This window comes from Bacillus sp. 3255 (genome assembly GCF_031456485.1).
Taxonomy (GTDB): domain Bacteria; phylum Bacillota; class Bacilli; order Paenibacillales; family NBRC-103111; genus Paenibacillus_E.
On sequence record NZ_JAVDUS010000010.1, the window covers coordinates 207,618 to 229,377 of the forward strand.

At 50.7% G+C, this 21,760-nt stretch carries 13 protein-coding genes and 1 riboswitch; of the genes, 1 reads left to right on the forward strand and 12 read right to left on the reverse strand.

The annotated features are described in order from the left end of the window. Window positions 1–6: 6 nt before the first annotated feature. The 11 genes from J2X61_RS17015 to J2X61_RS17065 form a co-directional block, all read right to left on the reverse strand. Entirely contained in the window at window positions 7–1,650 is a 1,644-nt protein-coding gene (locus J2X61_RS17015) for an S-layer homology domain-containing protein (protein ID WP_310189343.1), read from the reverse strand. A 92-nt stretch (window positions 1,651–1,742) separates the two neighbouring features. After that, window positions 1,743–6,620 carry an S-layer homology domain-containing protein gene (locus J2X61_RS17020; protein ID WP_310189346.1) on the reverse strand — a complete coding sequence of 1,626 codons (4,878 nt, stop codon included), beginning with the start codon at window positions 6,618–6,620 and terminating at the stop codon, window positions 1,743–1,745. Window positions 6,621–6,798: 178 nt separating this feature from the next. Then, a riboswitch (cobalamin riboswitch) is annotated at window positions 6,799–7,001 on the reverse strand. A gap of 128 nt (window positions 7,002–7,129) precedes the next feature. After that, window positions 7,130–9,400 (reverse strand): beta-glucosidase family protein, encoded by a 2,271-nt coding sequence (locus J2X61_RS17025; protein ID WP_310189348.1) that lies wholly within the window; start codon window positions 9,398–9,400, stop codon window positions 7,130–7,132. Window positions 9,401–9,434: 34 nt separating this feature from the next. Beyond that, window positions 9,435–10,325: a carbohydrate ABC transporter permease gene (locus J2X61_RS17030; RefSeq protein ID WP_310189351.1), complete on the reverse strand. Its 891-nt coding sequence runs from the start codon at window positions 10,323–10,325 to the stop codon at window positions 9,435–9,437. Window positions 10,326–10,336: 11 nt separating this feature from the next. Further along, the gene (locus tag J2X61_RS17035) at window positions 10,337–11,269 is read right to left on the reverse strand and encodes an ABC transporter permease (RefSeq protein ID WP_274472330.1); all 933 of its coding nucleotides are present in this window, start codon (window positions 11,267–11,269) and stop codon (window positions 10,337–10,339) included. A 182-nt stretch (window positions 11,270–11,451) separates the two neighbouring features. Next, a complete protein-coding gene (locus tag J2X61_RS17040; RefSeq protein WP_310189354.1) occupies window positions 11,452–13,740 on the reverse strand; it encodes a glycoside hydrolase family 2 protein in 2,289 nt (762 codons plus the stop codon). Window positions 13,741–13,828: 88 nt separating this feature from the next. Beyond that, window positions 13,829–15,337 carry an ABC transporter substrate-binding protein gene (locus tag J2X61_RS17045; protein WP_310189357.1) on the reverse strand — a complete coding sequence of 503 codons (1,509 nt, stop codon included), beginning with the start codon at window positions 15,335–15,337 and terminating at the stop codon, window positions 13,829–13,831. A gap of 113 nt (window positions 15,338–15,450) precedes the next feature. Continuing rightward, window positions 15,451–17,085, reverse strand: a complete 1,635-nt coding sequence (locus J2X61_RS17050) for a response regulator transcription factor (RefSeq protein WP_310189360.1) — start codon at window positions 17,083–17,085, stop codon at window positions 15,451–15,453. Between the two features lie 17 nt (window positions 17,086–17,102). After that, a complete protein-coding gene (locus J2X61_RS17055; RefSeq protein WP_310189363.1) occupies window positions 17,103–18,833 on the reverse strand; it encodes a sensor histidine kinase in 1,731 nt (576 codons plus the stop codon). Window positions 18,834–19,084: 251 nt separating this feature from the next. Then, on the reverse strand, window positions 19,085–19,876 hold the full coding sequence (locus tag J2X61_RS17060) for a TrmH family RNA methyltransferase (protein WP_310189424.1): 792 nt from the start codon (window positions 19,874–19,876) through the stop codon (window positions 19,085–19,087). A gap of 21 nt (window positions 19,877–19,897) precedes the next feature. Further along, window positions 19,898–20,557 carry a potassium channel family protein gene (locus J2X61_RS17065; RefSeq protein WP_274472325.1) on the reverse strand — a complete coding sequence of 220 codons (660 nt, stop codon included), beginning with the start codon at window positions 20,555–20,557 and terminating at the stop codon, window positions 19,898–19,900. Between the two features lie 165 nt (window positions 20,558–20,722). Here J2X61_RS17065 and sspI point away from each other — a divergent pair, with 165 nt between their 5' ends. Continuing rightward, window positions 20,723–20,926: a small acid-soluble spore protein SspI gene (gene sspI / locus J2X61_RS17070; RefSeq protein WP_274472324.1), complete on the forward strand. Its 204-nt coding sequence runs from the start codon at window positions 20,723–20,725 to the stop codon at window positions 20,924–20,926. Window positions 20,927–21,019: 93 nt separating this feature from the next. Here sspI and J2X61_RS17075 read toward each other — a convergent pair whose 3' ends face one another. Beyond that, on the reverse strand, window positions 21,020–21,742 hold the full coding sequence (locus tag J2X61_RS17075) for an MtnX-like HAD-IB family phosphatase (RefSeq protein ID WP_310189366.1): 723 nt from the start codon (window positions 21,740–21,742) through the stop codon (window positions 21,020–21,022). Window positions 21,743–21,760 lie beyond the last annotated feature (18 nt).

Consider the following 21,760-nt stretch of genomic DNA (forward strand, 5'->3'; position numbering starts at 1 on the left):
CCCGTTTCACAAAAGTTTGGATGCCTTTAGCAAACGGTACAGCATCTCTGACACTTCGCTGCGTGTTACAGCCGCTTCAGGTTCTATTTCTATCATCTCTTGCGATAGAAGATGTTCGCGGTAAGCAAACGCCAGGCTTGCTCTCGCCCATTCCGCCGTCGTCGTGTAGTCCGTAAACGGCGCGAGCATATCCCTTATTTCGGCGCCCTGTAAATCCGTATCCATTCCGCATAACTTGGCGGCATTGGCTGCCATAACCGCCGCTTCCTGCCGGGTAATCGTTCGTTCAGGAGCAAACGTATCCTCCGATATCCCCTGAATAATACCGTACGTATACGCAGTGGCTACATACGGTGCATACCAGCTATCTTCGGGGACATCTTGAAACACATGCTCAGCCTTAGGCGTAAGGCCTAAGCTTCTCGTTACTATGGCGGCAAATTCAGCCCTTGTCATCGTCCGATCAGGTGCAAATAGCCGGTCAGAGAGGCCATTAATGATATTTCTGGCTGCCATCGCCTCGATGGATGTCTGATTGGCATGGCCCTGAATATCAGAGAATGTCCTGCCGGGACTGACGATGACGCTCGGCGTAACATCTTTATGTTTATGGGGTAATCCTCCGCCCTCCGGCTTGGCGCTTGCTTGGTCCGGATCCGTCTGGGAACCTTGGGTTACATCTGCCATGTTGTACAGGGTTGTCTGTCCCGCACTTCCTCTTTGTACATTGACCAAGGCGTAAAATGCCTGCTCCGTCGACATCAGATTCTCACCGCTGCCGTCAGCCGAATGCAAGAAGCCGCGACCTTCCCGATAATAACTTAACAGGTTGTCGACAAGGCTGCGGCCTTGCTTAACGAATCTGCCGTCTTCCGGGTCGATGCCAAGCTCGCATAAGGCCATGAGCACTTGTGCCGTGCTTTCTGAATTGCCTACGTCCATACTCGAGTAGCCCCCTGCGTTATTCTGCATGTCGGACAGTGCTTCAATGGCTCTGCCGGTTGCTGCTTGGACCTTCTCAAGCTTCTGATACTTGGCCAGCGCCTGCAGCGCCATTCCGGTCACATCAGGGTCGGCATGCGTACCCGACAAAGCAAAGCCCCCGTCGGCCAGCTGTCTGGCCAAAATTTCGTTGATATACATCTCTCTGGTCGCCTGCGTCTTCGCGTTCTTATTCGCAGGTATGGCATAATTCCCGGAATCCAAAGCAAGTAAGGCAAAAATCGGACCGTTAATGCCCTGCCACAAGGTTCTTTCATAATCCCCTAATGGCTCAATCAGGTTATAGCCCGCTACGTCGGTCGGATCTTCGCCGATCGCGGTTAAAGCTAGAATCACTCTCGAATATTCCGTATATTTCTTATCATCCAGAACGCCGTCATGCTCCTTGACATACTCTTCTACAACCTTGTAATAATTTCCATAATAGTTTGACGGTACGGAATATCCTGACCGGGCAAGCCCTAGGATTACCCATTCGCCGCCTATAGAGCCTACCTGCGGTTCTGAAACGGTCTTTACCAAATAAGCCGCTGTGTCGGAAACGGCTGCGGATACATCGGTTTGACTCGCTGCAAGAACCTGTGCCGAACCGCCTAAACAAAGGCAGAGAATAAGCAGTAGCGCTGTAAACCTCTTCATACGTCTCATTAGTTCTTCCTCCCGCTCTTTCCTATAAAAGATCGGAGAAGGAGCAGAATGTGTTCTGCTCCTTCTCCATGAATTCATTTCGGAATCCGGTATTATTTCTTCTGGTAAGCTCTCATGGCAACGACGATCGCCATTTCTCTTGTTACTTCTTCACTTGGCTGGAAGCGGTTATTCCAACCTGTCATTAGCCCGCTGGCCACAACCGACTGAACGCCGGACTTGGCCCAATCGGATACTTGATTCATATCTTCGAGCTCCGTCATTTGACCTGCTGCTGGAAGACTTAGCGCTTTGACCATAATAACCGCCATCTGTTCCCGCGTCAGCTTCTCGTTCGGATAGAAATGATCGTTGTCATATCCGGAGATGAATCCGGCCTGATAAGCCGCATTCACATACGGATAGAACCAATCGTCTTGAGAGACATCCTGGAAACTCGTTTGCTTGCTAGTCTTCACATCCAGACCAAGCACGTTGGCCAGCATTTTCGTAAACTCTGCTCGCGTAACCGTAGCTTGCGGGTTAAATGTGCCGTAGCCGCCTTCAACAAAAGCTTTCTGAGAAGCCTCGCTGACGGCATCAATCGCCCATGTGGAGATCAGCGCAGCATCCGAATACAGCTTCGTCAGATCAAAGGCTTGTTCCGTTTCCGCTGCTGTTGTGAATGTAACAAAATCGGTAAAATGATTCGTTTTGATGATCAAATCCGTATCTTTGACAAAGGCGTAAGCAACCTTATCCTGGCCTTTCGTCGCTTCTACAGCTTTCTCTTCCGTTTCATAAACTTCAATCGGGGTGAACGCGTTCCCTTCGATAAACCCGGCACGCTGTGCTTTTGCTCCCTTAATGACGAAAGTAAGCGGCTTATCGAATATAACCGATTGATTGCCATTCCCCATAGCAAAAGCGTGCTTCAGCTTCGCTGCCTGCTTGATGTCATCCGCCAAGCCGCCCAGCACGAGACGCTGCAGATTCGAATCCCCGGTATCAAGTGTTGTGAGCACTTCAATGTTCGGATCTCCCGATTTCAGTGCGGTTCCCTTGTCAATCGAGAGAGAGATCTCACCCTTCACCACGGTGATCGACGGGATGCTGTCTTGAACATCCGTTACATTCAGAATCACTTTGGGCTTCACGTTCGGGATGTTCACAGTGATTTGCTCTTTGTCTTTAAGCTCTTTGGTAATGTTCAACTTATAGTCTTGCGTAATAGTTGCCGGGACGTCAAAGACCGACTTTTTATCCGACAGGATCGCGCCGCCCCCGCCAATCCCGCCTGGCGTCGTAACGGTCGGTTGACCCAAATCTTTGCCTAAATTCGTCGTGTAGCGCCATTGCACGCTATCGCCATTCTTAAGCACGTACGAGCTTGCCCCATTCCCTGGGTAGGATCCGTTGACACTGTACATCCAGCCGCTGCCGCTGCCATGATCGAACTCGCCGTCCCCGTCAATGGATTGCAAGTAGGCACTGCCATATGTGTCGTACCATTTGAACCTGTAATTAATTCCTTTGGTATCCAACGTTCTCTTCAAAATGCTCCATGCCGTATCTCCGCTTTGCAGCTCTACGCTCAAAGAAGGAATTACATATCCTTTATTAAGGGTAAGTTTGTCAACGGATAGGGTGACAGTAGGCTTCGGAGCCGGGTTCGTCCCGCCTCCGCTAGACGTTGTACTGGAAGCATAAGCGATGAAATCCGTAAAATGTTTCGTTTTGATAATCAATGCATTGCCGCTGTCATAGGCATACTCCATATTGCCGCTGGCAAGGCCTGCCGCATCGTTATCATACTTCCGGATGGCATGCGGGACGCCATTTTCAATATAAGCGGCTTCCTTCCCCTTCATTCCGGTGAAAGTCAAGGTAACGAATTGATTAAATTGGACCCGCGAACTGCCGCCGCCGAACGTAACGGCCTGATCCACCGAATCCAGCTTGCGCCCTGCCGGAACGAGAGTGCTCACCTTACCCTTCAGCGCCGCATCTGCGGCATCTTGGGATGTAATCAGTTCCAGCGCCGATGCATCGCCGCTTGTCGTCTGCGTCCCCTTAGGAATGATCATCGAGACATTGCCTTTGAGCGCCGTAATCTGAGGCAGGCCGATGCCGGACGGTAAACTCACGCTGATTGTGGATGAAGAGTTATTCGGGATTTCAATTGTAACTTCTTTATTCGCATCTGTTTCCGCAATCGGAATGAGATAATCCTGCTCGTCCAGAGGGATCTCGATCTTCGGCGTATCGCCGCTTGGCAGAGGCACCTCGACAGGAGCAGCATGAGAAAGCTTGGTCAAATCATACAGTCTCTCACCGCTGCCACTCTTATAAATCTTGTACGCAACCAGCGCCTGGAGCGCTTGCTCCGTCGCCATACCGTCGGAACCTGAGCCTTGCATATGCGAGAAGCCGCCGTCGGTTTGTCGGAATGAGAACAGTTTATCCAGCAGCGTAATACCGTTCTTCGTATAAGCGCTGCTAGTCGGATCCATCCCGTTCGCGGTTAAAGCAATGATCGCTTGGGATACGCTCTCGCTGCTGTTGGATTCCGATGACCCCCATGACCCGCTATAGACAACCGTATAGCCTCCGTCAGTTCCCTGATGGGTAGACAACCAGCTGCCAGCTTTAGCAATCGTATCGGCAGTTACGACCGCCGGATGATTATGATATGGCGCCAAAGCAGTTAATGTCATTGCCGTAACGTCGGGATCGCTCGCACCGCTGCTTAATACGAAGCCGCCGTCCGCATTCTGACGCGAAACGATCTCATGAATGATCTTGTCTCTGGTCCAAAGCGCATCGGATGACACCTGATACAATTTGGAATCCAGGGCGAGCAGGGCAAATTGCAAACCATTGATCCCTTGCTTGGTCATCAATTCGCTGTTTGCCAATTTATCAATCAAGTTATAGCCCGCAACATTCGTTGCATCGCCGCCAGCGGCTGTAATGCCCAGAATGGTTTTTTCCAGCTCAGTCACTCTATCGAAATTCGCGTTATCATCGGTCACGTTGCTGATTAACTTCTGAAGATACGTTCCCGGCAGCTTCTCCCCCGCTCGGGCGATGCCGATCGCACTCCAAACCGAGCTGACCCCGCCTACCGGGGATGTGGAATAGCTAATGGCACCGGCAATTGCATCCTGAAGCTGACCAGACTTCGGCACCAACCCTTGACGCGCAGCCGTCAGCTTCTCCAGCGCCGTATCCGCATGATACTGAATCGCACCGGAACTGGCAGCAACCGCATTCGCGAGCGTCAAGCTCGCTTGCAGCGCTTGCCAGCTGGCTTCGGTGTAGCTGCCGGACTGCAGCGCCTCGGCTTCTGCAATTGCGGCATTCAGCTGCGTCTTGTTCGCAAGCAACGTGACATCTTGCTCATAGTCATCGGAGTACACCAAGGTGATGACATCGTTGCTGTGAAGAACGAGATCGGCAATGCCAACCATTGCGAACTGTCCGTTGATCAAGTACATCCAGCCGCTCTTCGGGCCGCCGTCGAACGATGCCAGGCCGCCGATGCTGGTGATGTAATTGCCGCTTGGATTCACGAACGCAATGTCGTTCTGGTTCAGGACCTTCGTGATCGCTTGAGCGGCCGTTTGCCCCTCTTCGACCGTCGTCGCTCCGTTCAATACGAAGGATTTCCCCGCTGTGGCGCTATAGCCGCTTATAACGACAGAGACCGGAACCGGTTGCGGGGCAACAACGTCCGTCCCCTTTTGAATGCTGAGATAGTAGATCTTCGGCGTGTTGATGCCGTTCTGCGCAATTACGCGAACAATTTTGGGCGTAGTTTCGCTAAGCGTGATCTCTTTATCAACCGGCACGCCGGTTGTGCCGCTTGTATTATTAACGAACACCGTCGTCGCCGCGCCGTTCGCCGTGAGCTTGACGGTATCCGCGTTAATTCGGATGTTTGCATACGAATAGACGCCCGACGTAACCGTGACCGTCTTGCTTACAGCCGCATCCGCGCCTGTCCCTGTCAGGACAATGCTGGATAAATCGGCGGTTTCGCCAACCGTGTCATTCGGCGTAACTTTCTCAATGGATGTAACCTCTGAGCCGATCTCGCCAACGACACCGCCATCCATTTGAACCGCGTTGTATACCTTGACGAAGCTGACATTCGCTAAGCTTACAGGCTGACCTGCGCTATCCACGGCCCAGCTAATGTCGATCGGGTCGCCTTTGGTCGGCGACGTTACATAAGGATTGGCAGGTTCATTGTATGGCGCACTGCCGTTGCCATGCGAATCCGGATAGCCGAAGGCATTACTCCGGACAGCAATTTTCACGCCGCTATAAGTATACGATTGATTGTTGAAATCAGCCGGCGCATCCTTATAATTGGCAGGAATCGGATAATACGCATGCAGGTGAGAGCCATTGGTTTTCACCTCTCCGCTGCCGCTATGATTATCCGTCCATGGCACATTAACCCCATTCGGACTTGTAAAGTCCGGCTCGGGGTTCGTATACGTGACCCGGTAATCCCAAATCGTGCTATCCTCGTAATGCTCCGAGCCCGCAATGAAATACCAAGGACCAGGATTGCCGGTGCCATCATCCTGCGCTACGGCAACGCCTGCAGGTTCTTCATTCCCTGGAAATGCGTTGCCGAAAACCGTAAAGTCGACGCCATACGGATTCTTCGGATTGTTCTGAATCGGCTCATTGAATTGGAAGACGATGCCGCCGCCGAAAGACCCCAGCGATACACCGGCAGCCCCCGGCGTGTTCGTCCACTTCGAATTGATGTCGCCGGCCCCGCCCCAGCCTGCCTCATTGACGAACTGTCCAGGCGCAGGAAGCCACTCCCGGATGGAGCTCGGCCCCGTACCTGCCGCCGCTGCCGCTTGTTGACCCGGTACCAGAAGCGAACCGATCAGAGAAAATAAAAGAACCAGCGACATCATGAATGCGGTTAATGACTTGAAACGTAAACGATGTTGAAACCTCATTGTTGACCTTCCTCTTTTCTACTCTTAATTACTCAAAAATAAGCGCAAAAAAGCCACCCTTCCCAAAGGGTGGCCTAACCGTGTTTAATATTGAGCAGATTGCCTGTACACAGGCATTACCAAATAAGCCTTATCAGTGCATTCCAACGTGTTCCCTCTTCTCACCCCCAAAGAATTAGAAACGCCATAAATAAAGGCAGGTCTCCTGGCTTATGCGTCATTGCTTCTCTTCGCCTTCCCAATCTCGCAAGCAAGACAGTGGCATCAATGAAGAGTCGCTCAGCAATTACAGTGGTTGGGACCGCGTCGGCTTCGTACCGAGCTTCCCTTTTAAGCAAGCACCCATACCTGAATACTTGCACCTCTATTTAGTACATTATTAAATTATGAACTAATGGTATCTCCTTTCTACCTTTTTGTCTACCATCTTTCTTAATCCGATAGATTAAATATGATTATCCTGATGTACCGCGGTTCTGCGCCACATCGGGATTAAGTCCACAAGTAAGCTATCGATTCAGCTTGACGATAGCCGCATCCAACATGTCTTCAGTTAATGCGCCTCCGCTGAATGCTGCCAGCCCCCGAAGCGGCAAATACTTGAGGAACGCCGCCATCATGTCGGAGGTTAAGCTGTCTCCTTCACCATCTGCAGCAGAAGCGAACGGAGAATGCTTCACAAGCTCCATGACGACTGGCGCCAATTCCGGATGCTCCATGACATCCCCAATCGTTGAATTCCGCGTAAATGTAGTCTTTATTACTGAAGTAGACGTCACATGAACGGAGGCCTTCAATCCGATGTCCGCTGAAGATTTGCCGATCAGCAGCTCAAAGTCACCTGTCTCGACATACCAATCCTGCAGGCCAACGTGGTAATACGCGAACGCTCTTTTATCCAAAGTAAACGTCACGGTCTGTTGCTCACCGGGCTCCAGACTGACTTTAACGAAGCCTTTCAACTCTTTGTCCGGACGGGATATGCTGCTTGTAACGTCACGAACATACAATTGAACAATTTCTTTCCCTGCCCGGTGTCCGCTGTTTCTTACCTTGGCGGAAACGACCACTTGTTCATTATCCTGGATTTGTGCTCGATCGACAGTCAAATCGGAATACTCAAAGCTCGTGTAGCTTAAGCCATACCCGAAAGGAAACAGAGGGCGCAGCTTCTTCGTATCGTAATAACGATATCCGACATAAATCCCTTCGCTATACGCAACCCTATCTCCATCTCCCGGGAAAAATAAATAAGACGGATTATCGCTGAGCTGTACGGGGAATGTCTCGGCCAATTTGCCGCAAGGGTTGGCAGCGCCAAACAACAGGTCCGCAATCGCTCCGCCCATCGCCTGACCGCCCAAGTAGGCCTCCAGCACTCCACTCACGCCGTCAAGCCAAGGCATCTCGATCGGAGCCCCGTTGCTAAGCACGACCACTACCTTCTTCTGAACGGCAGCTATCGCTTCAATCAGCTTGACTTGATTGTCGGGAAGACACATATGCGTGCGGTCAAAGCCTTCCGACTCATAACGCTCGGGTAATCCGGCAAAAACAACCGTTACATCAGCCTCCCTAGCCGTCCGGATCGCCTCATCCCATAGCGCCGTATCGGAAGCGTCACTGTCCAGATCGTATCCCTTGGCATAAGTGACCGTTGCCCGGCTCCCCGCCGACTTCGATATCTCTTCAACAATATCATCCAGCCTCGTCGGCTTGATGTGCGAGCTGCCACCGCCTTGGTATCGCGGTTGACCGGCCAAAGCTCCAACAACGGCGATGCGGCCCTCCTGGCTTAGCGGGAGAACGTTGTGCTCGTTCTTCAGCAAGACCATACTCTCCCGGGCCACCTCCCGGGCCAGACGGTGATGCTCTTCGGCATCATAGGCCGCATCCGGTTTCTTATGATCAACCGCTTTAAAGATCACGCTTAATAATCGCTCTACCGCAGCGTTCAGCTTATCTTCGGAAAGCCGCCCGCTCCTGACTGCCTCCACAATCTTCCGGTCGCCCGCACCCGCGGAGGAGGGCATCTCCAGCTCAAGTCCGGCCCCAAGGCCGTCAGCCCTCTCGTTCACCGCGCCCCAGTCGGATACGACGAAGCCCTCGTGGCCCCACTCCTCCTTCAGAATATCGGTCAGCAGCCGTTCGTTCTCCGCGCAGAACTCCCCGTTAAGCTTGTTATAGGCGCACATCACAGTCCAAGGCTGTCCTTGTTTGACGGCTCCCTCGAAGCTTGCCAAATAGATCTCCCGGAGCGTTCGTTCATCGACAACCGCGTTGGTTGACATTCGGCGGTGTTCTTGATTATTCGCGGCAAAATGCTTCAAGGACGTCCCCACGCCTTGGCTTTGAACGCCTTGGATGTGCGCCGCCGCCATCTCGGAGGACAAGTACGGATCCTCCGAGAAATATTCAAAGTTTCGCCCGCATAGCGGCGATCTTTTGATGTTGGCGCCGGGACCGAGCAGTACGGCGACTTCCTCTGCCTGACATTCCTCTCCGAGCGCAACGCCTACTTTGCGCAATAATTCTCTGTCCCAGGAAGTCGCCAGCCCCGCTGCAGATGGGAAGCAAGTGGCCGGCACACTGTCGAAGAGACCCAGATGGTCGGCCGAGGCGCGCTGCTTGCGCAGCCCGTGCGGCCCATCCGTCATCATGACCGAGGGAATGCCCAGTCTCTCCATTCCTTTGGTGTTCCAGAAGTCCAGACCGGAGCAAAGTCCGGCCTTCTCTTCTAATGTCATTTCCGAGATGATACGTTTCAAATCGCGTTTCATCGTCATTCTCCTCTCTGTAATCCACTTCATCTTGTTAGCCTTTCACAGCTCCGATCGTCATGCCCTTCACGAAATACTTTTGGAAAAACGGGTAAGCCATGAGGATCGGGATTACGGCAATGACCGCGATCGCCATACGGAACGTTTCACTTGGCAATTGGGCGACCTTTTCCCCTGCGCTCGCACTTAGATCGCCATTGCTGGCTAGGAACTGAATATCGCTCATAATGCGATTGAGCACATTTTGCAGGCTGAACAGCTTCGGATCCGTTACATAGATCAATCCGTTATTCCAATCGTTCCAATATGCCAGCCCTTGAAATAAACCGACCGTAGCCAGAATCGGCAGCGACAAGGGCAGTACGATTTTATAATACATCTTGAATTCCGTTGCCCCGTCGATACTAGCCGATTCGAGAACCGGCACGGGGATCGTGGTCATGAAGAAGGTCCGCATCAACAGGACATTGAAGCCGTTCATGAGCAGTCCGGGAACGATGAGCGCCCAGAGCGTATTTTTCATATCCAGCAGCTGGGTATAGACCAAGTAGGTCGGAACAAGACCCCCATTAAATAACAAGGTGAAGAACAAGACGAAAGCGAAGAACGTCCCCCCCGGCAAATCCCGGCGCGACAACGGATAAGCAAGCATCGACGTGATGGCTAAGCTGGCAACGGTTCCGACAACCGTGATGAGAATGGTAATGCCATATGCGTTAAAAATAAGCGACGATTGCTCCCACAAGTATGCATAGGCAGATAAACTGAACTGTTTGGGAAAAAAGGAATAGCCGGTTTGCAGGATCGTTGTCTCGTCCGTGATCGAGGACATGACGAGCAGTACAAACGGAAGCAAGCACGTTAGCGAAAATAAGATCATCACTGTGTGGGCTGCCCACTGCCAAGCTTTATTTTCTTGATTCATGGTGATCCCCCTTAGAACAAAGCGTTTTCTTTATTAATTTTTCGTACAACATAGTTGGACACAATCACCAACACGAATCCGACGAGTGACTGGTAGAAGCCTGCCGCCGATGACATCCCGATATTGCCCAGCTGCAGCAGGCCCCGGAATACGTACGTGTCAATCACGTTCGTCGTATCGAATAAGGCGCCTGCGTTCATCGGCACTTGATAGAAGAGACCGAAATCGGAGTAGAAAATACGGCCGATCTGCAGGAGCGTCAGCATGATGATGACGGGAGTGATCAGCGGAATGGTGATCAGACGTATCTGATGCCATTTGGATGCCCCGTCCAGGGTTGCGGCTTCGTAATATTCCGGGTCAATGCCGATGATTGCCGCGAGATAGATAATACAGGCGTAACCGGCTCCTTTCCAGGTATGGACAAGTGTCAGAATGACCGGCCAATATTTCGGTTCGTTGTACCAGGATACCGGGTCAATGCCAAACAGCGGCAAGACCGTCTTGTTCATAAATCCGCTCTCTATGCTAAGCATGGAAAATACCAAATAACTAACCAAAACCATGGAAATCAAAAACGGTAAAATAATAAGGCTTTGATACATTCGCGATGCGAACTTGCTTTTAATTTCGTTCAGCAGAATCGCGAAAGCTACGGCAACGACAAGACCGATTACGATAAAGGCCGCATTGTATAAAATCGTATTTCGCGTAATCACATACGCATCCGACGTTTGGAACAGGAACTTAAAGTTCTGAAATCCGACCCAGTCACTCCCCCATATGCCCTTCGCGAAGTTAATGTCTTTGAAGGCAATGACGAGTCCGAACATTGGCAAATAGTTATTGATTAACAAATAAGCAATGCCGGGCAGCATCATGAGATAGAGCGGGCTGTATTTCCATATTCTCTTCGCCGCCAGGCTCTGCGTGCTCTTTTTCATTCCTGAATTCCCCTTTCAGTTTCGGCTAGATGTAGGTTTCTTTTCGTAATCTCATAGTAATCGATCGCCCGATCCCCTCACTACCGTTCCCACGACTTCCGAATTGCACTTTGCCGACTATCGGATGATTGACAGTCAAAAAGCCCCGCCGGTCAAGTGGACCGGGCGAGGCCATATCATCGTTATTTCGGGATGATGTTCAATTCCTTTTGTATAACCGGCAATAATTCCGCAGGGATTTCGTAAAAAGCGAGCTGGGACATTTTCTCAATGGACATGACCCCTTTGGTCACTTCAAAGAACGGATTGTTTGTCGTATGCCCAAAATATTTGAGAAATACCGCTTTCGCATCCGCATGGCTGTAGAGGTCTTCGATGGTATCATAGATGGAGTAGTATCCATCCTTCAGTTCGATCTGCCCGCCCCCGGACAGGTCGAAGTTCTCAAACCAATTGACGACATGCTTTGTTTTCTCTTCTTTCACATGGATATAGCTCTGATCCGCTTCCGCAACAAAGGTTAAAAGCATTTCATCCGTATGAACCATGCCATCTTCTTGCATAGCCTCGACACGAATACGATTAATTCCTTGTACCAACGCAACGTCTTTCACTTGGAACACGCGTTGACTGCCGCTCATGTCCGCAAGCAGCACATCATTGTGATAAACACGAATATGGTCCATATTTGATAAAATAACAATGTCGTTCCGTTCCTGGTGTCTGTGGACGAAGCGGCGTCCTGCCAGGTGTACGAAAGGCTCCTTGGACCAATAAGCCTTGCACAGATAGAAGGAATCCTTTCGCAAGGTTCGATCGATGGTCACAAGCCCTTTCAGATTCTTCCCTTTCTCCCCGCCTTCATTGCGGTTCGCGCTTCCGAAATCAAACATGTTCCACACATAGCCGCCGAGCACAAAAGGCCGTTCCCGGAACGTTTCCAGCGCGTTATGATGAAACATCAACTGATATTCTTCTGTGTAATCCTGGACTTTCGGGGTGTATGAGTGATAGTTCGGGTTCGTGTCGACTCCGTATTCCGATACCAGCACAGGAACATCCGGTCTTGCCTGGTGAAACTCGTCGAGTCTCGTTCCAAGATCTTTGATCTCGCCATAATACCAGCCATAGTACAGATTATAGCCGACTAGATCGGTAAAGCCGTTAATGACACTGTCATCCGCCACTCCGTTAATATTCGCCTGAGCAACGAATCGGCTGCGATCCAACTGCCTTGCAGCATCGACCAGCCTTTGGATCGTTCGGTACGTATTCTCCGTCTCCACGGCGATTGTGATTTCGTTTTGAACGCCCCAGCAATAGATGGAGCTGTGATTATACGCTTGTTTGATCAGGCGCTCGAGTTGCTCGAAGGCGTTGCGGCTTTCCGGATCCTTCGTGGACGGTATGCTAATGTACGGGATTTCGGCCCATACCAAGAGCCCGTACCGGTCGCAGAGGCTGTAGAAATAATCGTCATGCTGATAGTGCGCGAGCCGGATGCTGTTGGCGCCTACCTCCCTGATGATGTCCATGTCCAGGTCCATATGTTCCTTCGTAATGGCATTGCCTACGCCTCCGAAATCCTGATGCCGGCACACACCGTTGATGGGAATGGGCTTACCGTTCAAAATCACACCTCGATCGGAAGAAAGCTCAACCGTTCGAAATCCGATCGGAATTTGACGCGAATCCAGGATTTGTCCTTGCACACTCACGGTAATCATGGCTGTGTATAAATAAGGCTGCTCAACGCCGTCCCAGAGTACCGGACTGCTGATCCGCCCTTTGAACGCAAACCCGGCTTCGCCCGTCAGAGCTAGCTCCATGTTGTCCTCCCATATTGCGCTTCCCTCTTGGTCCGTAAGCCGGACCTCCACATAGCCCTGTGCAGTACTGGAGGATTCATTCACAACACGACCCTGGACGTCCAATTGAAAGCTCCCGTCACCCTGAGGGCTCTGAGTCAGATAGACGCCGTCGCGTCCTTTGTCCATCACGTCAAAGTGAATATCGTCCATAACCAGCAGCTTCACTTCTCGATAAAGGCCGCCGAAGAACGTAAAATCCGCTAAGAGCGGGTACACTTCATTGTCGTAACTGTTGTCTACCTGAATCGAAATCAGGTTGTCCCCCACTCTCGAATAAGGATCCAAGGGTACGCGGAACATCGCATAGCCGCAGCGGCTCTCCGCCGCGAGATGACCGTTGACATACACATGGCCGATATTGCCGGCAGCCCCAATTTCCAAATAGTGACGTTTGCCAATATCCTCCGCGGCAATCTCCAGCTTTCTTTGGTACCAGTAAGCCCCTCGGTCATACGGCTCGTTCCCGCCTTGACCATCCCTATCGTTCCAAGTATGCGGCAGCGTAACCCCTTGCCATTCCTTCATGTACTCGCTCGCGTAAGACGGATCGTTTGCTTTGGTGAACATCCAGCCATCATTTAACGGAATCGTATGCAGCATCGGTATATCCTCTTTTCTTTAGAGTAGGTTTGCGCGTAGCAATGCCCGCTCAACCTGCGGGTTGGCGGGCATCGGTGCAGCCAGTTCCTTATTTACTGCTTTTGGCCCAGGCATCCAGCTGTTTTTGCTTCTCCGCAATAATTTTATCGATTCCGGCGGATTTCAGCTTGGAGATGAACTCCGGAAGCGTCTTCTCCGGGTCAACGCTGCCTGTTTCAAGCGGAAGCTTATACTGCGTAATCACATTGGACACTGCCGCATACTCGGCCTTCACGGCTGTTGCATCGAATGTAAAGCCAAGAGCTTTTGATTTAATCGCCGATTTGTTGAACTGGTCCATCTTCTCCCAGATCTTCGGGTCCTCGCCGTTAAACACGTTAGAGAGGAACTGATTACCGAACAGGTAGCCCATATTCAAGCTGTAGCCCGAGGTTTTCGCATCTACGCCTTGCGGATAATCGATCACATGATCCGATTTAACAACGTAATGCTTGCCCTCCACGCCCCAATCGAACAGATTGACGATCTCTTTATCGGTATACATCAAATTAAGGAAGTCCATAGCTTTCTCCGGTGTCTTGGAGTTAATTGGAACGCTCCACATGATATTGGTGACGTTCGTTGTTGTAGAAACCGGTTGAACTAAATTTGCTGTCACGACCTGTACACCGCTGCTCTTCGATTCCTGCTGCTCGAAGCCCGGCTTCATATTCGAGAAGTAGGCGAAGCCGCGGTTCGACTTCAACAAATCGAATTGGGACGTTTTATTCGTCGCAGCGTCTTTCAGAATCAGCCCGGATGAGTACCAGCTGCGCATTTTTTTGAGAAAATCTGCGTATTCTTGGCTTTCGTATAGATTCACGACTTTCAGGTTATTGTCGTAATTCGGCAGAACGCCAATCGAGTCGCCAAGGGTATCGAACCAACGATACGAATCAAGCATCGTTCGGCCGATATTTCCCGGGACGAGCGGGGTTAGATTCGGTTCCTTCTCTTTCATCGATTTCAATATGGCTTCTACGTCATCCAATGAGCGTATTTTGCTGACATCAATTTGGTACTTGTCAACCAGGTCCTTCCGCATCGTCAAGCCTTGGCTAGCGGCAAAATCCCGAATTGTAGGAACCGCGTAGGTGGAACCCCCGATTCGGGCTGCATTCAAATAGGCCGAATCCATGGACTTTTGAATGCCTTGACCGTGGGATTCCAGCAGCTTATCCAACGCGACAATCTGTCCCTTCGCCGCTAAGCCGCTATACAGGTTGCTTGTCACAACCATGAGATCCAGCTTTTCGTTACTGCTAAGCATCAAGTTAACCTGCTGCTCCCAGTTCCCGAAGCTGATCGGTGTCAATTTCACCGTAGCATTGATCTTCTGCTGAGCAATTTTATTAATGGCAACCTGCACAACCGGCAAGTCCTTCGGCACCGAACCGAAAATCGGATAGGCAACGTTCAGTTCAACCGTTTTTTCCGGCGCCTTCGCAGCGGTATCCCCTTCATGCGAAGCCGTGCCGGTGTTATTACCGCCGCAAGCGGATAAGAAGAGCATGGCCCCTATTACGAGCGTGCTTGTTGCTGTTAATCTCTTCTTCATTGTACTCCCCCATTTGCAAATGTTTTCATCTGTTGAAACCGGTTCCGATCATGCGGATCCAGCAGTGAAGATATTTATATTGTATCTTTACCCCGAACCCGGCTCTGCCCCGTTCACGACTTTTCATTATGCATTTGCCGACCACCTGTTAGCTCTGATTGTTGATGCAGTTGACGGTACTCGTTAGGATTCATATCGGTGTGTTTCTTAAACATGCGGGAGAAATGTGAGAAATTAGCATACCCGATATGGGAAGCGACTGCGCTTATGGGCATATCGGTCTTCACAAGCAGCTCTTGAGCAAGCTTAAGCCTCTCTTGAAAGAGATAGTCGGAGATAGCCATCCCGGTCTCCTTCTTAAATATGCGGGTCAAATAATCAGGATTGAGAAACACGTGATTGGCAATATCTTCACGCGACAAATCCTCTGCGATATGACGTTTAATGTAACTGATGACCCGGTTAACCACACTTTCGGATTGCCCGACGGTGTCAGCGTATTCCATGGCCCTGCCAACGGCATGATTCATCCATGAGACTAAATTCGTTACGGAACGGGTCGCATTTTCGGAGAAATTCAATGAAACGTTATCACCAAACAATTGATGAGCCTGAATGCCTTTCGTTTGCAGAGCAACATACATCATTTGCTGAAAATCTTGATAAAATTGTTGAAGCAGCTTGGCATCCAACCGATCTTGTTGCACCATTCGTTCCACGTATGCGATGGCATCTTGAAGAACTTTATCGAACTCTCCTTCCTTCATCATAACGGCCCATAATCCCATATCCGGCAGCGCATGAAGGGAGGATTGTAAGGGATAACTGGAGACCAGGAAAACCTTATTGTTGTATGCAACATTGTTTTTCTCAACATCACGAAGGCGATTGACCATGCTGTATATGTCATGTCCGTGCACGGGTGAGCCGATATAACAGGAGAGATCGCAATAAAAGTACTGCCCGCATGCCGTTATATAGCTTTCACACTTATGCTTCAGAAGCAATTCTGGATCGGCATTGCCTTCAGCCGGTAGAATAGCAAGCAGCCTGCCGCCGTCGAGCGCTATCACTTGTCCGTTCTGTTTGTTCCCGACAATCAACTCTTCTGCGGCATTCTTAAGGGCATACTCCATGATTTTCTCTTCACGCAAAGTCAGACCCTTATGCCATCTTTGAACACTGAGGAGCACGGGGACAAAAGTCATCGCTTCATCATAAGGAATGTTCCGTTCCGCGGCGGCATTCCGAACCGCCTCCGCCGCAGGCGGAATCGCTTGATGGATAAGGTCCATCCAGAAGCGTTCGATCAGCATCGGCTGGTGCTGGAACCAGAATTGGCCATATTGACTGAACTGAGCCAATTCCGAATCCTTATGAATTTTGCCAATCGCTTTCTGGATCGTCTTCTCCAGCTCAATAAATGGAATCGGTTTAAGAATATAGTCGATACTCCCGAGCTGGAGAGCTAGTTTGGCATATTTAAAATCCGCATGGCAGGTTAGGAAAATGGTCAAAGTCAGCGGGTACTTCTCACTAACCCACTCCGCCAGCTCGAGCCCGTTCGCTTGCGGCATCTCGATATCGCACAGCATAATATCAATCCGCTCGCTCTCGAATACTTCCTTGGCTTGTTTCACCGTAAAGGCTGAGAATACGGACGATATCCCAAGCTTTTCCCAATTGACGCCAGACCGGATTCCTTCTACGGCATGAATTTCATCATCCACAATGAGGAGCTGAAGCATGATCTCTAACCCCTTTCCTAAAGTTTCGTTTCATAGGGCAGCTTAATTTCCACGACTGCACCTTGAGGAAAACCGTTATAACACGAAATCGAAGCTTTTCCCCCGTATAAAAGCTCCAGCCGCTTACGGACATTCCATATGCCGATATGTTCTCCTTGTTCATCTATCACCGTGTTCCCTGAGCGAATCATGGCTAATACATGTTCAGAGAATCCTTTTCCCGTATCGCGAACGATAATCTCGATGTAAGGCTCCAAGCCTGTTTCCTTCAGATCGATCGAAACGGAGATATGAATCGGTTCTTCCAGGGTTACACTGTGCTTAATCGAGTTTTCCAGAAACGACTGAATCACCAGCGGAGGGATCGGTATGTTCTCCAGAAAATCCGGTACGTCAATCGAACAAGTAAGGCTATCCGGAAAACGGAGCTCCTGAATGCGAACGTAATTCCGCACGTGCTGAAGCTCCTCCCGCAAGGAGACGAACGTTAAATTGCTTTGAAACATAAAACGGAAGTAGCGAACCAAGCATAACGTCATCTCCTGAATCAACTCGTAGTTTCTCACTTGAGCCAGGTTAAACAGAATGTTTAGCGAATTCATGAAAAAATGCGGGTTGATCTGAAGCTGCAAATGTTGAAGTTCCGCTTTCTGTTTACTCAGCCGTTCTTCATAGACATGGATCTTCAGTTCCTCAATTTGCGCCATCATATGATTGAACGTCCGATTCACCAGCTGAATTTCATCCGAAGCCTTGTAGGATTCGATCCGCACATTTACATTGCCGTCATTAATCCTCTTCATCACTGTAATCAAACGCTTTAAAGGGACAAGTAAGACATGACGAAGAAGGAACAGGCTTAGTGGTAATAAGGCAATGGAGATGATCGAAATAAACAGCGTTAGGCGCGATAAATTCGGCAGGTTCTGCAAAATTTGCCGGTCCGGTATGACTGCAGCCAGGCTAAAATTCCCTTCCTGTGAAGGCTCTCCGACGATTAGCAAACTGTTCTTGCTGCCGGACATATAGAAATGCTCGAATCCTTTCGTCAAATCGATCTGCCCGTCCGGCAGTGTATTGGTGCTGATCATGAGCTCCCCCGCTTTGCTGACGAGCAGAGCGCTCCCTTCCTTGCCTAAATCGATCAAGTTGAGCGGAACCAGCAAAGTTTTCGCATTCACCCAAGCTCCGATATAGAGATCCCCTGATCGAAGAACACGCAATGCATAAAAGTCTTGTCCGATTTTCCTAACGAACCACCGGCTTCCGTTCTCCTTCAGGCTGGGATGACTGCCCAGAATTCGATGCAGCTCTTGCTCTACCTGATCCCGTTCGGCAAATTCGATGTTCAATTTGAACACGTCCAGCAAATCGCTTCGAGAGTCGGAGTAGACGAAGAACGCGTCAATCGATTTATAAAGAAGAATATCGCTTGAAAGTTTAATGGATACATGATGCTTGGCCAACTGATATTCGTCCTCGGAATTGGGGATGTTCATGGATTGAATGTCATAATCGGAAGTCATTAACCCAATCAGATTGCGCTCCGCATCTCTTAACTGCGTGTCAATTTGCCCCATGTATAAAGAAATTAAATTTTTATTGGATAACGCCACTTGGTTGTGTACGACTCGAATACTATAAAAGTTATTGTACAGAAGTAATGTAATGAGCGGGACGGTCACAAGCAGCAGCCCCACGACCAGCTTGAAACGAATCGAATTCCAGGAAATATGCGGGAACTTCAATCTGACTCCCTCCCATTGATCTTCGTTAAAAGACTGCCGAGCGGGGCTCGACAGTCTTATCCATCTTCCTATTGTCGGTTTCTTTGCGGTTTCTGAATCATACCAAACTTCGCAAATCCACACTACCGTTTTGACGACATTCAACTGTGCATTTCACGACATCCGCGAAGGCGTGGATCCAATACATTAAGGGCCACAACATTTGAGTTGTGGCCCTTGGGTTTATTAAACAATTTAGCAAGCATCGACCCCTACACATCCGCGCCCAGCCGCTGCCGCGAAGCCTCAAACAGCAGCACCGTCGCCGCCATCGCCACATTCAGCGATTCGGCCTTGCCCTGCATCGGAATGATCACCTGCACATCCGACTGTGCAGCCACCTCCGGCGACACGCCCCGGCCCTCGTTGCCGAAAATCAGCCAAGCCGGCTGCCGCAGGTCTGTGTCGTAGCACGAGCGCTGCGCCTGCAGGCTCGTGGTCACGAGCCGCACGCCGCGCTCACGCGCGCGCGGCAGCAGCACCGCCAGATCCGCCTCCACGATCGGCAGATGATACATCGATCCCATCGTCGACCGGATCGTCTTGGGATTGTACAGATCGACCGTGCCCCGGCCGAGCACAACCGCACGGGCACCGACCGCATCCGCGCTGCGGATGATGGTGCCGAGATTGCCGGGGTCCTGAACGCCGTCCAGGACCACAACTAGATCGTGCTCGCCCGCGAGCAGCTCATCCATGCCGAGCCGCGACCGAGCGACGATCCCCAGCACGCCCTGCGGCGTCTGCGTGTCCGAGCATTTCTCCAGGACGGCCTGCGAGACGCCGACCCATTCCACAGCAGCCGGCGCCAAGGCGCTTAGGCCGGCCGGTGCCCCTTTGTCCACGCTGTATAGAATCGTTTCCACGGAAGCCCCTGCATGCAGCGCCTCCTCAACGAGATGGTAGCCTTCAATAATATATTTCCCTTGCTTGTCTCTGCCCTTGCGCTCCAGGAGCTGCGCCCATTCTTTGACGCGGGCGTTCTGTACCGACATGATTTCTATTGGATTCATTTCCACAACAACCTACTCTGCAAAAGTCACTTCAAAATGTTGAAGATTCGAATTTTTACCCACAATGACCAGAATATCTTGGGCCCGGAGCGTTTCATCCGCACTTGGCGGAATGATCAGCTTATCGTTTTGCTTAATTGCAATCACGTTGCACCCGTATTTGGCGCGAATATCGAGTTCTTTTAAATTTTTCCCGATCATTTGGCGGGAGGCTTGAATCTCCACGATACTGTAATCCGAGGACAGCTCTATGTAATCCACGATATTGGAGGAGATCAGATGGTGAGCGACGCGCTGCCCCATATCCCGTTCCGGATACACGACCTTGTCGGCGCCGATTTTCTTCAACACCTTGCCGTGAAGATCGTTGACCGCTTTCACAACTACCGTAGGTATGCCCATTTCTTTCAAAATTAATGTTGTCAAAATACTGGCTTGGATGTCCTCGCCGATGGCGACAACGACAACGTCGAAATTGCGGATGCCCAGCGCACGGAGCGCTTCCTCATCCGTTGAGTCCGCTTGCACGGCGTGCGTAACGATCGAGGAGATGTCTTGCACCGTTTCTTCCCGGAAATCGATCGCCATGACCTCAAAGCCAAGCTGCGACAAGGTTTTGGCAATGCTGGATCCGAATCTTCCCATTCCAATAATAGCAAATTGTTTTCTCATCGGCTGACGCTTCCTCCATATTCCCAATGTTATGCATAAATTATAGCATACTATCCCCACATAAGCTTACACGGTGGCAAATTAAGGCCTGCGCGCAAGAGAGGATGAAGGATGAGCAACTTGCGCATATTAGTATCGATACCGATACGGAAGCGAGGTCCATGCATGAATATTACGTTAAGACAGGCTATCGTTCAGCGAGTCCAGAATAAATCCAATGACGAGCTTCAAGAAATTATTGAAGATTCCATCGGCGGTGAGGAACGCGTTTTGCCCGGATTGGGCGTGCTTTTCGAAATTATATGGCAGCACAGCGAAGCCGGCATTCAGAATGAACTCGTCGAAACGCTTAAAGAGCATCTCCCTTAACCCTTAACGTACGACCCGTAATGAACCCTTCATACCCAATCGGCTAAGGGACTGCATCCAGGATTGCATCCCTTGGCCATACATCAGCAGGATTCAAGGAAAGACGCAAGCCGCAGGAAACCTCCCCTGCAAACGGCGGGCCGCTGTTCCATCTACATAGGATTCCCAATTCGGTGCTATGATTTGCATAATATCGTGAAAAGTTTCGAACGGATAATACGCCGTATTTTCCCCTGCCAAGTACCGGGCCAGACTGCCCCGCGCAAAAATCCAATCGGCAAAGCCCGAACCGTAATAATCGCTGCTGCCGTCTCCAATATAGATGACCAGATAGCCATCTTCCTTCAATTGCTTCACGACACTGGCTTTGCAGCAACCGCACCATGAGCACGCTTCATTCTTATTCTGCACCCCGAACTGAAAGCTTCCGTCCGATTCATAGCGAATCGGGTTCGCGATGACCGTGCTGACGCTGAGCTGTTCGCGGCGCAAAATTTGCTCAATATAGTACTGCATCCCGTCACTGAGCACGGTAACCGGCGAGCCCTTGGCTATGCAGAAATCTACAAAAGCCCGCGCCCCCTCGCGCAAATGCACGCTCTCCAGAATGCGGTCCACCTGTTCCTGCCTGCCGTCCAGAAGCGGATAAGCCGCCTCGATCCAGGCTAGGGAACCAGCCTTCTTCTCGCGGAAAAGCCGCGACGCTTCCACCACCTGAGGATGCGATGTGATGGCGAGCCGATCCATAATTTCGTCTCCGACATCCTGTTCCATCAGCGTACCGTCAAAATCAGTCACAACGGCTATTCTCTGCATTCACATTCCCTCCCGTAT